We start from the raw sequence: 12,134 nt of genomic DNA on the forward strand, positions 1-12,134 counted from the left end.
ACCTTCCTTCGCGGCACTCCCTCTGGATACACGCCGCGGGCGGCGGCTGCGCGCCACCCGCACCTCATCATCCGGAACTTCTGTCAGGCGTTCCTGAAGCCCAGTCTCCACAGCAGCAGGAGACACACGCCGATCACCATCGCGAAGGCATAACGATAGATGTAGCCGGTCTGCACGCCGCGGGCGATGCGGGCGAACATGCCCACCGCCGACGCCGAACCATTCACCAGCACGCCATCGATCACGCCGCGGTCGCCCGCCGCCCACAGGCCACGGCCGAGCAGGCGCGCACCGCCAGCGAACACGATTTCGTTGAAGCGATCGAAGAAGTACTTGTTCTCGAGCACGAAACTGACAGGCCTGAACAGCGGCGCGATGCGTGCCGGCAACGAAGGCAGCAGGATGTACATGACCCAGGCCAGCACCACACCGGCCAGCGCAAGCCAGAACGGCAGCGCGGTGAAGCCGTGCATCGCCATGCCGGCCGCGGAATGGAAATGCTCGCCCGCCTTCGCCAGCACATCGTGTTCCGGCAGCACGGTCACGACGCCGTGGAACCAGTCGCCGAACAGCATGGGCTGTACCGTGAAGTAACCGATGAAGACAGACGGAACGGCCAGCACCGCCAGCGGCACCCAGACCACCCAGGGCGATTCGTGCGGCTTTTCGCCCGGCGCGAGCCCGTGATGCTCGTCATGATGGTCGTCGTCGTGGTGATCATCATCATGATGCGCATCGGCGTGCGTGGCGTGATCATCATGCGCCTTGCCGAAGTTTTCCGGGCCGTGGAACACGCGGAAATACATGCGGAAGGAATAGAAGGCGGTGATGAACACGCCGGCCACGACGCAGAAGTAGGCATAGCCCGCTCCCGGGATGGACGAGAAATGCACCGCCTCGATGATGGAATCCTTGGAGTAGAAGCCCGACAGGAAAGGCATGCCTATCAGCGCCAGCGAGCCGAGCAGCGACGTGAACCAGGTGATGGGCATGTACTTCCACAGGCCGCCCATATTGCGCATGTCCTGGTCGTGATGCATGCCCATGATGACCGAACCGGCACCCAGGAACAGCAACGCCTTGAAGAAGGCGTGCGTCATCAGGTGGAACACAGCGGCCGAATACGCCGACACGCCCAGCGCCACCGTCATGTAGCCGAGCTGGGACAGCGTGGAATAGGCGACCACGCGCTTGATGTCGTTCTGGATGATGCCGAGGAAACCCATGAACAGCGCGGTGGTCGCGCCGATCACCAGCACGAAGGACAGCGCGGTTTCCGACAGTTCGAACAGCGGCGACATGCGGGTGACCATGAAGATGCCCGCGGTCACCATGGTAGCCGCGTGGATGAGCGCGGAAATCGGCGTCGGGCCTTCCATGGAATCCGGAAGCCACACGTGCAGCGGCACCTGCGCCGACTTGCCCATGGCACCGATGAACAGGCAGATGCAGGCGGCGGTGAGCAGCGGCCAGTCGGTGCCCGGCACCGTCATCGCGACCAGTTCCTCGCGCCGGGCGAATACCTCGGCGTAATTGAGCGAACCTGCGTAAGCCGCGATCAGGCCTATGCCCAGCAGAAAGCCGAAATCACCGACACGGTTCACCAGGAAAGCCTTCAGGTTGGCATAGACCGCAGTCGGACGCTTGAACCAGAAGCCGATCAGCAGGTAGGACACCAGACCGACCGCCTCCCAGCCGAAGAAAAGCTGCACGAAGTTGTTGCTCATGACCAGCATGAGCATCGAGAAAGTGAACAGCGAAATGTAGGAAAAGAAGCGGTTGTAGCCCGGGTCTTCTGCCATGTAGCCGATGGTGTAGAGGTGCACCATCAGCGACACCGAAGTGACCACCATCATCATCATGACGGTGAGCTTGTCGATCTGGAAACCGATTTCCATCGTCAGGCTGCCGCTGCTCGCCCAGGTATAGAGCGCGCCATTGAAGGTGTTGCCGGCCTGTACGTCCTGGAAAATGACCCAGGAGGCGATCAGCGCGACCGCGACGCCGAGGATGGTGACGCTGTGCGCGACCCAGCGCGGGATGACGCGGCAGAACAGGCCGGCGACGGCGGCGCCGAACAGCGGCGCGAGCGGGACCAGCAGATAGAGCTTTTGCATTGATGTCATGTCGCTCAACCTTTCAGGCTGTCCAGATCATCGACGTGGATGGTGTTCAGGTTGCGGAACAGCACCACGAGGATGGCCAGCCCGATCGCGGATTCCGCGGCGGCTACGGTCAGGATGAAGAAGACGAAGATCTGGCCGGACGGATCGCCGAGATAGTGCGAGAAGGCCACGAAATTCATGTTCACGGCCAGCAGCATGAGCTCGATCGCCATCAGCAGCACGATGAGGTTCTTGCGGTTCAGGAAGATGCCGACAATGCTGATCGCGAACAGCACCCCGCCCAGAACGAGGTAGTGGGAAAGTGACAGGGATGTCATGGCGTTCAGGCCTCGCTCTGTTGTTCTTTTTCGGCCGGCATGGACACCAGGCGCACGCGGTCCTGGCGACGCACGGCGATCTGCCTGGCCGGTTCCTGGAACTTGGTTTCCTTGCGCTTGCGCATGGTGAGCGCGATGGCGGCGATGATGCCCACCAGCAGAACGACCGCCGCCAGTTCGAACGGATACACGTACTCGGTGTAGATGAGCCGGCCCAGTTCCTTGGTGTTGCTGTAGCCGGCGGCGGCCGCCTCCGGCGCCGGCACCGCTTCGGCCGAGAAGTACTTCGCGCCGAGCACCGCGAACATTTCCATCAGCATGAGGCCGGCGACGATCAGCCCCGGGATCAGGTTGGCCCAGAAGCCCTCGCGCAGCCGCTCGATATTGATGTCCAGCATCATCACGACGAACAGGAACAGCACCATGACCGCGCCGACATAGACCAGCACCAGCGCGATCGCGAGGAACTCGGCCTGCAGCAGCATCCAGATGCCGCCCGCGGTGAAGAAGGACAGCACCAGATACATCGCGGCATGCACCGGGTTGCGCGCAGTGATGACACGCAAGGAAGCGAGCACCAGTATCGTGCTCAGGAAGTAGAAGACTGCAGTCTGGAAATCCATCGTCGGTTCGTTCTTGTCCGTTCCCTGGGTGGGCGGTTCAGCGGTACTTGGCGTCCGCTTCCCTGTCCTTCGCGATCTGAGCTTCGTAGCGGTCACCGACCGCCAGCAGCATCTGCTTGGTGTAGTACAGGTCACCCCGCTTCTCGCCGTGATACTCGAGCACGCGCGTCTCCACGATGGCATCGACCGGACAGGCTTCCTCGCAGAAACCACAGAAGATGCACTTGGTCAGATCGATGTCGTAGCGCGTGGTGCGGCGGGTGCCGTCATCGCGCTGGTCCGATTCGATGGTGATCGCCAGCGCCGGGCACACCGCCTCGCACAGCTTGCACGCGATACAGCGCTCTTCCCCGTTCGGGTAGCGGCGCAGCGCATGAAGGCCACGGAAGCGCGGCGACTGCGGCGTCTTCTCTTCCGGGAACTGGATGGTGATCTTGCGCGCGAACAGGTGGCGGCCGGTCAGCGCCATGCCCTTCACCAGTTCCGTCAACATCAGACCGCCGAACAGATCTCTCATTGAACCCATGACGCGTTCCTTACTTCCAGATCGACAGCGGGGACATCATCCAGCCGCCGATGAACACGAGCCACACGATGGTGACGGGAATGAACACCTTCCAGCCCAGACGCATGATCTGGTCGTAGCGATAGCGCGGAAAAGTTGCGCGCAACCACAGGAAGAAGAACAGGCAGAAAGTCGTCTTGGCCGCCAGCCACCATATGCCATCGGGCAGGAAACCGACCGGTGACAGCCAGCCACCGAGGAACATGATGGAGGTGAGCGCCGAAATCAGGATCATGTTCGCGTATTCGGCGAGGAAGAACAGCGCGAACGCCATGCCGGAATACTCGATCATGTGGCCAGCCACGATTTCCGATTCGCCTTCCACCACGTCGAACGGCGAACGGTTGGTTTCCGCGACACCGGCGATGAAGTAGAGGACGAACATCGGAAACAGCGGGATCCAGTTCCACGACAGCACGCTCAGGCCCATGTCGGCGAACATGCCCTGGCCCTGCCCCTTCACGATGTCCGACAGGTTCAGGCTCTGCGACACCATCAGCACGGTCACCAGCGCAAAGCCCATCGCGATTTCATAGGCGACGATCTGTGCCGCCGATCGCAGGCTGCCAAGGAAAGCGTACTTCGAGTTGGATGCCCAGCCGGCGATGATCACACCATACACGCCCATCGAGGTGATGGCCATGATGTAGAGCAGGCCGGCATTGATGTCGGCGAGCACCAGGCCGTCGCTGAAAGGAATGACTGCCCAGGCCGCCAGCGAAGGCGCCAGCGCAAGCACCGGCGCCAGGATGAACAGCGCCTTGCTCGACGCCGACGGCAGCACGATTTCCTTGAACAGAAGCTTGAGGCCGTCGGCGATGGGTTGCGCCAGACCGCCGAGTGCCTTGATGCCGAAGAAGGTGACGCGGTTCGGGCCGTTGCGCACCTGCATCCAGCCGATCACCTTGCGTTCGGCCAGCGTGAGGTAGGCGACACAGCCCAGCAGCGGCAGGATGATCAGGAAGATCTTGACCACGGTCCACACCGGCACCCAGGCGACACCGAGCAGGTCCTGCACGGGTTGCAGCAGCGCTTCCATCAGAGGGCCTCCACGGTCAGTGCGCCGGACAGCGTGCCCAGCGGTGCCGTCTGCGGCCAGCCGGCGGACACGCGCACACAGCCGGCGGGTACGGTGTCGTCAATCTGCAGATCGAGTTCGCACGACCACGCCGAGCCGCGCACCCGCACCCGTGCGCCGGCATTCAGTCCGGCATCGCCTGCGGTGGCGGCGGACATGCGTGCGGCAGGCGCCGCCGAATCGCGGGCCGCGGCGAGCGCGGGGGCCCGGCGTACGATGGCGTCATTGCGGTAGATCGGGAAGTCGGCCACACGCTGCAGACCGCCCAGCGCGACCGGACGCGCGAACGCGACGTCGCCTGCGGTGTTGCCGAGCTTGTATTCCGGCAGCCAGTCACGCGCACCGGACAGCGCTTCGTCGCGCACCTGTTCCGACGAATCGAACCTGAAGCCGCCCAGTTCAAGCATGCTGCCCAGCACGCGCAGCACCTTCCACGCCGGACGGGTGTCGCCCTTGGGACGCACCACCGCGTGGAAGCTCTGGATGCGGCCTTCGGCATTGACGAAGGTGCCCGATGTTTCGGTGAAGGGCGATACCGGCAGCAGGCAGTCGGCGTAATCGAGCCCGGTCTTGAACGGCGACATGACGATGACCGTGTCGGCCGCCTTCAGCGCTTCCAGCGCCATCGGCGCATTGGCGCAATCCAGTTCCGGCTCGGCGTGCAGCACGACGCAGGCGCGCAGGCCGGACAACAGCATCTGCTGCGCGTTCAGGCCGCTCTGTGCGCCGACTGCCGCGGCGCCGACCGCATTGCCGCCCTCGACCAGGTAGCCGAGCGTGGCGCCGGTCAGGCGGGCCAGTTCCTGTGCCAGCGCATGCAGGCCGGAAGCATCGGCATGCTGCTGCACGACGGAACCGAGGAAGATGGCGCGGCTGCCGTCATTCATCAGGCTGGCGACGATGCTGCGCGCGGCCTCGCTCACCTGGACCGACTCCACGCCAGCGGGCAGCGCAACGCCACGTGCTTCGGCCGCGGCCTTCACCAGAGCGGCCAGTTCGCCTGCGAGCTGCGACGGCGCGACCGTGACGCGGGCATGCAGCGTCATCAGCCAGTCCTCGCCGCTTACACCCAGCGCGCTGACCGCGGTGCCGCGCCGCGCCGCCTGGCGCAGACGCTGCGCGATCAGCGGCTGATCCTTGCGCAGGAAGCTGCCCACCACCAGGGCGGCATCCAGACGCGACACGTCAGCCACCTTCATGCCCAGCCAGGGGATGCCCGACAGCTTGCCATCGAGGCGGAAGTCGCTCTGGCGCAGACGGGTGTCCATGCTCGCACCGCCCAGTCCGCGCATGAGCTGGGCCGCCAGATACAGTTCCTCCACCGTGGAATGCGGCGCGGCCAGCATGCCTATCTTCGATGCGCCCTGCTCGGCCGCCACGCGCTTCAGACCGTTGGCGGCATATTCGAGCGCGGTCTGCCAGTCGACCTCGAGCCAGCGACCGTCCTGCTTGATCATCGGCCGGGTCAGGCGCTCCTCGCCATTGAGCGCTTCATAGGAAAAACGGTCGCGATCGGAAATCCAGCACTCGTTCACCTCTTCGTTCTCGAAGGGCAGCACGCGTTTGACCTCGTCGTGCTTGACCTGGACCACCAGATTGCTGCCGAGGCTATCGTGCGGACTCACCGTCTTGCGGCGCGAAAGCTCCCAGGTACGGGCGGAATAGCGGAAGGGCTTGGAGGTGAGCGCACCGACCGGACACAGGTCGATCATGTTGCCCGACAGTTCGGAATCCACGGTGTGACCGACGAAGGTCATGATTTCCGAATGCTCGCCGCGGTTGGCCATGCCCAGTTCCATCACGCCGGCGATTTCCTGGCCGAAGCGCACGCAGCGGGTGCAATGGATGCAGCGGGTCATGTCGGTCGAAATCAGCGGACCGAGGTTCTTGTTCATGACCACCCGCTTCTCTTCCTGGTAGCGGGATGCCGACGAACCGTAGCCGACGGCCAGATCCTGCAACTGGCATTCGCCGCCCTGATCGCAGATCGGGCAGTCGAGCGGATGGTTGATCAGCAGGAACTCCATGACGCCCTTCTGGGCGGTCACCGCCTGGTCGGAGTGCGTCTGCACCTTCATGCCGTTGGTGACCGGCGTCGCACAGGCCGGCAGCGGCTTGGGCGCGCGCTCCACCTGCACCAGGCACATGCGGCAGTTGGCCGCGATGGACAGTTTCTTGTGATAGCAGAAATGGGGGATGTAGACGCCCAGGCGGTTGGCCGCATCCATCACGGTGCTGCCGTCCGGCACCTCCAGCTTCTGGCCGTCGATTTCGATCTCTAGCATGCTGCGTGTTCCACGTAAATGCGGCTGCCTTCGCGCTGAACCTCGACCGGGACCAGGCAGCGCTTGTGCTCGACGTGATACTCAAATTCGGGGCGGAAGTGCTTGATGAAGCTCTTCACCGGAAAGGCGGCGGCATCGCCCAGCGCACAGATGGTGCGGCCGGCGATGTTGCTGGCGACATTGTCCAGCGTGTCCAGGTCGTCCGGCCGGCCCTCACCGTGCTCGATGCGATGCACCATGCGGTACAGCCAGCCGGTGCCTTCGCGACAGGGCGTGCATTGGCCGCACGACTCCTCGTGATAGAAGTAGGACAGGCGCTCCAGCGACTTCACCATGCAGGTGCTTTCATCCATCACGATGACCGCGCCCGAACCGAGCATGGAGCCGGCCTTGGCGATGGAGTCGTAGTCCATCGTGCAGTCCATCATGATGTCGCCCGGCAGCACCGGCGCCGACGAGCCGCCGGGAATGACCGCCTTCAGCTTGCGGCCGCCACGCATGCCGCCGCACATTTCGAGCAGCGCCGGGAAAGGCGTGCCGAGCGGAATCTCGTACACGCCCGGGCGATTCACATGGCCCGACACCGAGAAGATCTTGGTGCCGCCATTGTTCGGCTTGCCGAGCGCCTGGAAGGCCTCGCCGCCGTGATCGATGATCCACGGGATGGAGGCGAATGTTTCCGTGTTGTTGATCGTGGTGGGCTTGCCGTACAGGCCGTGGCTTGCCGGGAAAGGCGGCTTGAAGCGCGGCTGTCCCTTCTTGCCCTCGATCGATTCGAGCAGCGCGGTTTCCTCGCCGCAGATGTAGGCGCCCCAGCCATGGTGGGCGAACAGTTCGAAATCGAAACCCTTGCCCAGGATGTTGCGGCCGATGAAGCCGGCGGCACGGGCTTCGGCCAGTGCCTGTTCGAAGCGTTCGTACAGCGACCACACCTCGCCGTGGATGTAGTTGTAGCCGCGGCTGCATCCCATGGCGAATCCGGCGATGGCCATGCCCTCGATCACCAGATGCGGATTGAAGCGCAGGATGTCGCGATCCTTGAAGGTGCCCGGCTCGCCTTCGTCCGAGTTGCAGACGACGTACTTGTCCATCGGGAAGTTGCGCGGCATGAAGCTCCACTTCAGGCCGGTCGGAAAACCGGCGCCACCCCGGCCACGCAATTCCGACTTCTTGACTTCGGCGATGATCTGTTCCGGCGTCATGCCGGATTCCAGCACCTTGCGCAGCGCGGAATAGCCGCCGCGCTTCATGTAGTGCTCGATGCCCCAGGTGTTGTCGCCATCCAGACCGGCGAGCAGGATGCTTTGCGGTGTGTCCGGGCTGCTCATTTCAGTTCGTCCAGCAGTGCGTCGATCTTCTCGCGGCTCATCCAGCTGCACAGCCGCGTGTTGTTCACGATGATGGCCGGCGCGTCACCGCACACGCCCATGCACTCGCCTTCCTTCAGCGTAAAACGGCCGTCTGGCGTGGTTTCGTTGAAACCGATGCCGAGCTTTTCCTGCACGTACTCGGCGGCCTGTTCGCCACCGGACAGCGCACAGGGCAGATTGGTACAGACCACGATCTTCCAGCGGCCGACCGGCTTCACGTCATACATGTTGTAGAAGGTGGCCACTTCCATCGCCGCCATCGCGGGGATGGCGAGATAGTCCGCCACCGCCTCGATGGCTTCCGGCGACAGCCAGCCGTTCTGCTCCTGCGCGATGCGCAGGCCGGCCATGACGGCGGAAATCGCCTGGCCTTCGGGATACTTGGCGACCTCGCGATCTATCGCCGCGCGCGAGGCTTCGTTCAGCGCGAAACTCATTGTTTCCTTGCTCACCGTATCGTTCATCGATCGCTCATCGGGCGCATGCCGGCCGCTCACCGGTCTATCTCGCCGAACACGATGTCCATCGTGCCGATGATGGCCACCACATCGGAAATCATGTGACCGCGCGACATTTCGTCCATCGCCGCGAGGTGGGCGAAACCGGGGGCGCGTATCTTCAGGCGGTAGGGCTTGTTGGCACCGTCCGACATCGCGTAGATGCCGAACTCGCCTTTGGGATGTTCGACCGCCGCATAGCATTCGCCCGCCGGGACGTGGATGCCTTCGGTGAACAGCTTGAAGTGATGAATGAGCTCTTCCATATTGCCCTTCATCGCCTCGCGCGACGGCGGCGCGACCTTGTGGTTGTCGCTGATGACCGGACCCGGATTCTTGCGCAGCCAGTCTATGCACTGACGCACGATGCGGTTGGACTGGCGCATTTCCTCGACGCGCACCAGATAGCGGTCATAGCTGTCGCCATTCACGCCGACCGGGATGTCGAAATCCATGCGGTCATACACCTCATAGGGCTGCTTCTTGCGCAGATCCCAGGCGATGCCGGAACCGCGCAGCATGGGACCGGTGAAGCCCAGCGCCATCGCCCGCTCGGGCGTCACGATGCCGATATCGACCAGACGCTGCTTCCAGATGCGGTTGTCGGTGAGCAGCGTTTCGTATTCGTCGACGTAGCGCGGGAAGCGGCTGGTGAAGTCATCGAGGAAATCCAGCAGCGAGCCGCTGCGGTTCTCGTTCAACCGCTTCACCGCCTCGGCGTTCTTGAACTTGTTCACCTCGTAGCGCGGCATGCTGTCCGGCAGGTCGCGATAGACGCCACCCGGCCGGTAGTAGGCGGCGTGCATGCGCGCGCCTGACACCGCCTCGTAGGCATCCATCAGGTCTTCCCGCTCGCGGAAGGCGTACAGGAACACCGTCATCGCCCCCACGTCGAGCGCATGCGCACCGAGCCACAGCAGATGGTTCAGGATGCGCGTGACCTCGTCGAACATGACGCGGATGTACTGCGCGCGCTCCGGCACCTCGATGCCGAGCAGCTTTTCGATCGCCATGCAGTAGGCGTGCTCGTTGCACATCATGGACACGTAGTCGAGACGGTCCATATAGGGCACGCTCTGTATCCAGGTGCGCGTCTCGGCCAGCTTTTCGGTCGCGCGATGCAGCAGGCCGATATGCGGGTCCGCGCGCTGGACCACCTCGCCATCCAGTTCGAGCACCAGGCGCAGCACGCCGTGCGCGGCCGGGTGCTGCGGCCCGAAATTCATCGTGTAATTGCGGATTTCAGCCATGGCCGACGTCCCCGTAGTTCTCTTCGCGCACGACGCGCGGCGTGTTTTCGCGCGGTGCAATGGTGACCGGCTGGTAGATGACGCGCCGGGTATCCGGGTCGTACCGCATCTCGACGTAGCCGGACACCGGGAAATCCTTGCGGAAGGGATGGCCGACAAACCCGTAGTCGGTGAGCAGGCGACGCAGATCACCATGGCCGGCGAACATGATGCCGTACAGATCGAAAGCCTCGCGCTCGAACCAGTTCGCTGCCGGCCACACGTCGTTCACCGAGGCCACCACCGGGAAGTCGTCATCGGTCACCAGTGCGCGCAGGCGAAGGCGAAGGTTGGCGGCGATCGACATCAGGTGTGCGACCACGGCGTAGCGCGCACCTTCGCTGCGCAACGCATGACTCGAAAAATCGAGTCCGCACAGGTCGATCAACTGTTCGAACGGGGTCTGGGGATGATCGCGCAGCGCAAGCGCAATATCGTGATAGTGCTCGGCGGACACTTCCACCGTCAGCTCGCCGAGCGCCACCGTGGCGCTGCGGATCCTGTCACCGAACTGCGCGAGCAACGCGTCGCGCAGGGTTTCAATGCGTGTGCTCATGGTGTTCCCGGATATCAACGGGCGATGGTGCTGGTTCGCCGGATCTTGTTCTGCAGTTGCACCAGGCCGTAGATCAGCGCCTCGGCGGTGGGCGGACAGCCCGGTACATAGACATCGACCGGCACGATGCGATCACAGCCGCGCACCACCGAATAGGAATAGTGGTAATAGCCGCCACCGTTCGCACAGGAGCCCATGGACAGCACCCAGCGCGGTTCCGGCATCTGGTCGTAGACGCGTCGCAACGCCGGCGCCATCTTGTTGCAAAGCGTGCCGGCGACAATCATCAGGTCGGACTGGCGAGGACTGGGACGGAACACGATGCCGAAACGGTCGAGGTCGTAGCGCGATGCGCCCGCCTGCATCATTTCGACCGCACAACAGGCCAGGCCGAAAGTCATGGGCCACAGCGACCCGGTACGGGTCCAGTTGATCAGCTTGTCCAGCTGAGTCGTGACGAAGCCTTCCTGGAGTACGCCTTCGATGCTCATCGATCAGTCCGTCAAAAAAACTTGGGGGGCGATGCACCCTGCGGGCACACCCGGACGCGAGGGATCACTCCCAGTCGAGCGCGCCCTTCTTCCATTCATAGACAAATCCCACGACCAGAATGCCGAGGAAAATCATCATGGCCACGAAGCCGAACATGCCGATCTCCTCGAGCACGATGGCCCAGGGAAAGAGGAAGGCGATTTCGAGGTCGAACAGGATGAACAGGATGGCCACGAGGTAGTAGCGCACATCGAACTTCATGCGCGCGTCTTCGAACGCTTCGAAGCCGCACTCGTAGGGGGAGAGCTTTTCGGGGTCAGGACGGCTGGGACCCACCAGCTTGCCGGCGATCATCGGAACGAAGCCGAAGCCGACGCCAATGAGGATGAACAGCAGGATCGGAAAATATTCGATCAACATGACGGGTCATTCATGCCTGTAATCATCTCCGGCGGGGCGGTGAGTAATCCGTGGCCGGCCACGGTGCGCCTCTTGTCGGCTGCGCACCTCGTTGCACTGCAGCGTGAAACGCGCCGGAGTATAGCGCGTTTCACAGGTACTGAAACTTACTTGGGAATATCGGCCGCCTTGGAGTCGGTCGGCGCCGGAGTTTCCGTCTTCGGCGCTTCCGGCGCGACCGGCACGGCCACGCTCTTGGCTGCGTCAAGCACCGAACTGGCGCCGGATCGCGGCTGGTTGGTGGCGAGATAGCTCAGCGCGAGACTGGTGCAGAAAAACACCGCCGCCAGCACCGCGGTCGTGCGGCTCAGAAAATTGGCCGACCCCGACGAACCGAACAGACTGCCCGACGCGCCGCTACCGAAGGCCGCCCCCATGTCGGCGCCCTTTCCGTGCTGCAACAGCACGAGCACGATGATGCCGATGCCGACCAGCACGTGGACCGACAGAACCAGAGAAAAAACGATACCCATCACA

Annotated in this window: 13 protein-coding genes; all 13 read right to left on the reverse strand. The window is 63.3% G+C overall.

Annotated features, from left to right (window positions below; all coding sequences use genetic code 11):
* Positions 1-83: 83 nt before the first annotated feature.
* The 13 genes from nuoL to secG all read right to left on the reverse strand — a co-directional run bounded on the left by nuoL (position 84) and on the right by secG (position 12,130).
* On the reverse strand, positions 84-2,126 hold the full coding sequence (gene nuoL, locus A3Q7_RS0108440; RefSeq protein ID WP_026224627.1) for an NADH-quinone oxidoreductase subunit L: 2,043 nt from the start codon (positions 2,124-2,126) through the stop codon (positions 84-86).
* Between the two features lie 5 nt (positions 2,127-2,131).
* The gene (nuoK, locus tag A3Q7_RS0108445; RefSeq protein ID WP_026224628.1) at positions 2,132-2,443 is read right to left on the reverse strand and encodes an NADH-quinone oxidoreductase subunit NuoK; all 312 of its coding nucleotides are present in this window, start codon (positions 2,441-2,443) and stop codon (positions 2,132-2,134) included.
* Positions 2,444-2,448: 5 nt separating this feature from the next.
* Positions 2,449-3,066: an NADH-quinone oxidoreductase subunit J gene (locus A3Q7_RS0108450; RefSeq protein WP_018411431.1), complete on the reverse strand. Its 618-nt coding sequence runs from the start codon at positions 3,064-3,066 to the stop codon at positions 2,449-2,451.
* A 37-nt stretch (positions 3,067-3,103) separates the two neighbouring features.
* Positions 3,104-3,583 (reverse strand): NADH-quinone oxidoreductase subunit NuoI, encoded by a 480-nt coding sequence (gene nuoI / locus A3Q7_RS0108455; protein ID WP_018411432.1) that lies wholly within the window; start codon positions 3,581-3,583, stop codon positions 3,104-3,106.
* Between the two features lie 19 nt (positions 3,584-3,602).
* Positions 3,603-4,670 carry an NADH-quinone oxidoreductase subunit NuoH gene (nuoH, locus tag A3Q7_RS0108460; protein WP_018411433.1) on the reverse strand — a complete coding sequence of 356 codons (1,068 nt, stop codon included), beginning with the start codon at positions 4,668-4,670 and terminating at the stop codon, positions 3,603-3,605.
* A complete protein-coding gene (gene nuoG / locus A3Q7_RS0108465) occupies positions 4,670-6,994 on the reverse strand; it encodes an NADH-quinone oxidoreductase subunit NuoG (protein WP_018411434.1) in 2,325 nt (774 codons plus the stop codon). Before nuoG ends, nuoH begins: the two co-directional genes overlap by 1 nt.
* Positions 6,988-8,322: an NADH-quinone oxidoreductase subunit NuoF gene (nuoF, locus tag A3Q7_RS0108470; protein WP_018411435.1), complete on the reverse strand. Its 1,335-nt coding sequence runs from the start codon at positions 8,320-8,322 to the stop codon at positions 6,988-6,990. The genes nuoG and nuoF overlap by 7 nt, the downstream gene beginning before the upstream one ends.
* Positions 8,319-8,801, reverse strand: coding sequence for an NADH-quinone oxidoreductase subunit NuoE (nuoE, locus tag A3Q7_RS0108475; protein ID WP_026224630.1), 483 nt, complete (start codon positions 8,799-8,801; stop codon positions 8,319-8,321). The genes nuoF and nuoE overlap by 4 nt, the downstream gene beginning before the upstream one ends.
* Positions 8,802-8,857: 56 nt before the next feature.
* Positions 8,858-10,111 carry an NADH-quinone oxidoreductase subunit D gene (locus A3Q7_RS0108480; protein WP_026224631.1) on the reverse strand — a complete coding sequence of 418 codons (1,254 nt, stop codon included), beginning with the start codon at positions 10,109-10,111 and terminating at the stop codon, positions 8,858-8,860.
* Complete coding sequence (locus A3Q7_RS0108485) at positions 10,104-10,706, reverse strand: NADH-quinone oxidoreductase subunit C (protein ID WP_018411438.1); 603 nt, start codon at positions 10,704-10,706, stop codon at positions 10,104-10,106. The genes A3Q7_RS0108480 and A3Q7_RS0108485 overlap by 8 nt, the downstream gene beginning before the upstream one ends.
* 14 nt (positions 10,707-10,720) lie before the next feature.
* On the reverse strand, positions 10,721-11,197 hold the full coding sequence (locus tag A3Q7_RS0108490) for a NuoB/complex I 20 kDa subunit family protein (RefSeq protein WP_018411439.1): 477 nt from the start codon (positions 11,195-11,197) through the stop codon (positions 10,721-10,723).
* Positions 11,198-11,261: 64 nt separating this feature from the next.
* The gene (locus A3Q7_RS0108495) at positions 11,262-11,618 is read right to left on the reverse strand and encodes an NADH-quinone oxidoreductase subunit A (RefSeq protein ID WP_018411440.1); all 357 of its coding nucleotides are present in this window, start codon (positions 11,616-11,618) and stop codon (positions 11,262-11,264) included.
* Between the two features lie 146 nt (positions 11,619-11,764).
* On the reverse strand, positions 11,765-12,130 hold the full coding sequence (secG, locus tag A3Q7_RS0108500; protein WP_018411441.1) for a preprotein translocase subunit SecG: 366 nt from the start codon (positions 12,128-12,130) through the stop codon (positions 11,765-11,767).
* Between the last annotated feature and the right edge of the window lie 4 nt (positions 12,131-12,134).

Origin of the sequence: Methyloversatilis thermotolerans, from assembly GCF_000372885.1 — a bacterium.
GTDB lineage: Bacteria > Pseudomonadota > Gammaproteobacteria > Burkholderiales > Rhodocyclaceae > Methyloversatilis > Methyloversatilis thermotolerans.

Excerpts from the sequence above, each read along its gene's own strand:
- nuoF (WP_018411435.1), bottom strand. The coding sequence starts at position 8,322 with ATGAGCAGCCCGGACACACCGCAAAGCATCCTGCTCGCCGGTCTGGAT.
- nuoH (WP_018411433.1), bottom strand. The coding sequence starts at position 4,670 with ATGGAAGCGCTGCTGCAACCCGTGCAGGACCTGCTCGGTGTCGCCTGG.
- A3Q7_RS0108480 (WP_026224631.1), bottom strand. The coding sequence starts at position 10,111 with ATGGCTGAAATCCGCAATTACACGATGAATTTCGGGCCGCAGCACCCG.
- A3Q7_RS0108495 (WP_018411440.1), bottom strand. The coding sequence starts at position 11,618 with ATGTTGATCGAATATTTTCCGATCCTGCTGTTCATCCTCATTGGCGTC.
- nuoL (WP_026224627.1), bottom strand. The coding sequence starts at position 2,126 with ATGACATCAATGCAAAAGCTCTATCTGCTGGTCCCGCTCGCGCCGCTG.
- A3Q7_RS0108450 (WP_018411431.1), bottom strand. The coding sequence starts at position 3,066 with ATGGATTTCCAGACTGCAGTCTTCTACTTCCTGAGCACGATACTGGTG.
- nuoG (WP_018411434.1), bottom strand. The coding sequence starts at position 6,994 with ATGCTAGAGATCGAAATCGACGGCCAGAAGCTGGAGGTGCCGGACGGC.
- A3Q7_RS0108490 (WP_018411439.1), bottom strand. The coding sequence starts at position 11,197 with ATGAGCATCGAAGGCGTACTCCAGGAAGGCTTCGTCACGACTCAGCTG.
- nuoK (WP_026224628.1), bottom strand. The coding sequence starts at position 2,443 with ATGACATCCCTGTCACTTTCCCACTACCTCGTTCTGGGCGGGGTGCTG.
- secG (WP_018411441.1), bottom strand. The coding sequence starts at position 12,130 with ATGGGTATCGTTTTTTCTCTGGTTCTGTCGGTCCACGTGCTGGTCGGC.
- A3Q7_RS0108485 (WP_018411438.1), bottom strand. The coding sequence starts at position 10,706 with ATGAGCACACGCATTGAAACCCTGCGCGACGCGTTGCTCGCGCAGTTC.
- nuoI (WP_018411432.1), bottom strand. The coding sequence starts at position 3,583 with ATGAGAGATCTGTTCGGCGGTCTGATGTTGACGGAACTGGTGAAGGGC.
- nuoE (WP_026224630.1), bottom strand. The coding sequence starts at position 8,801 with ATGAGTTTCGCGCTGAACGAAGCCTCGCGCGCGGCGATAGATCGCGAG.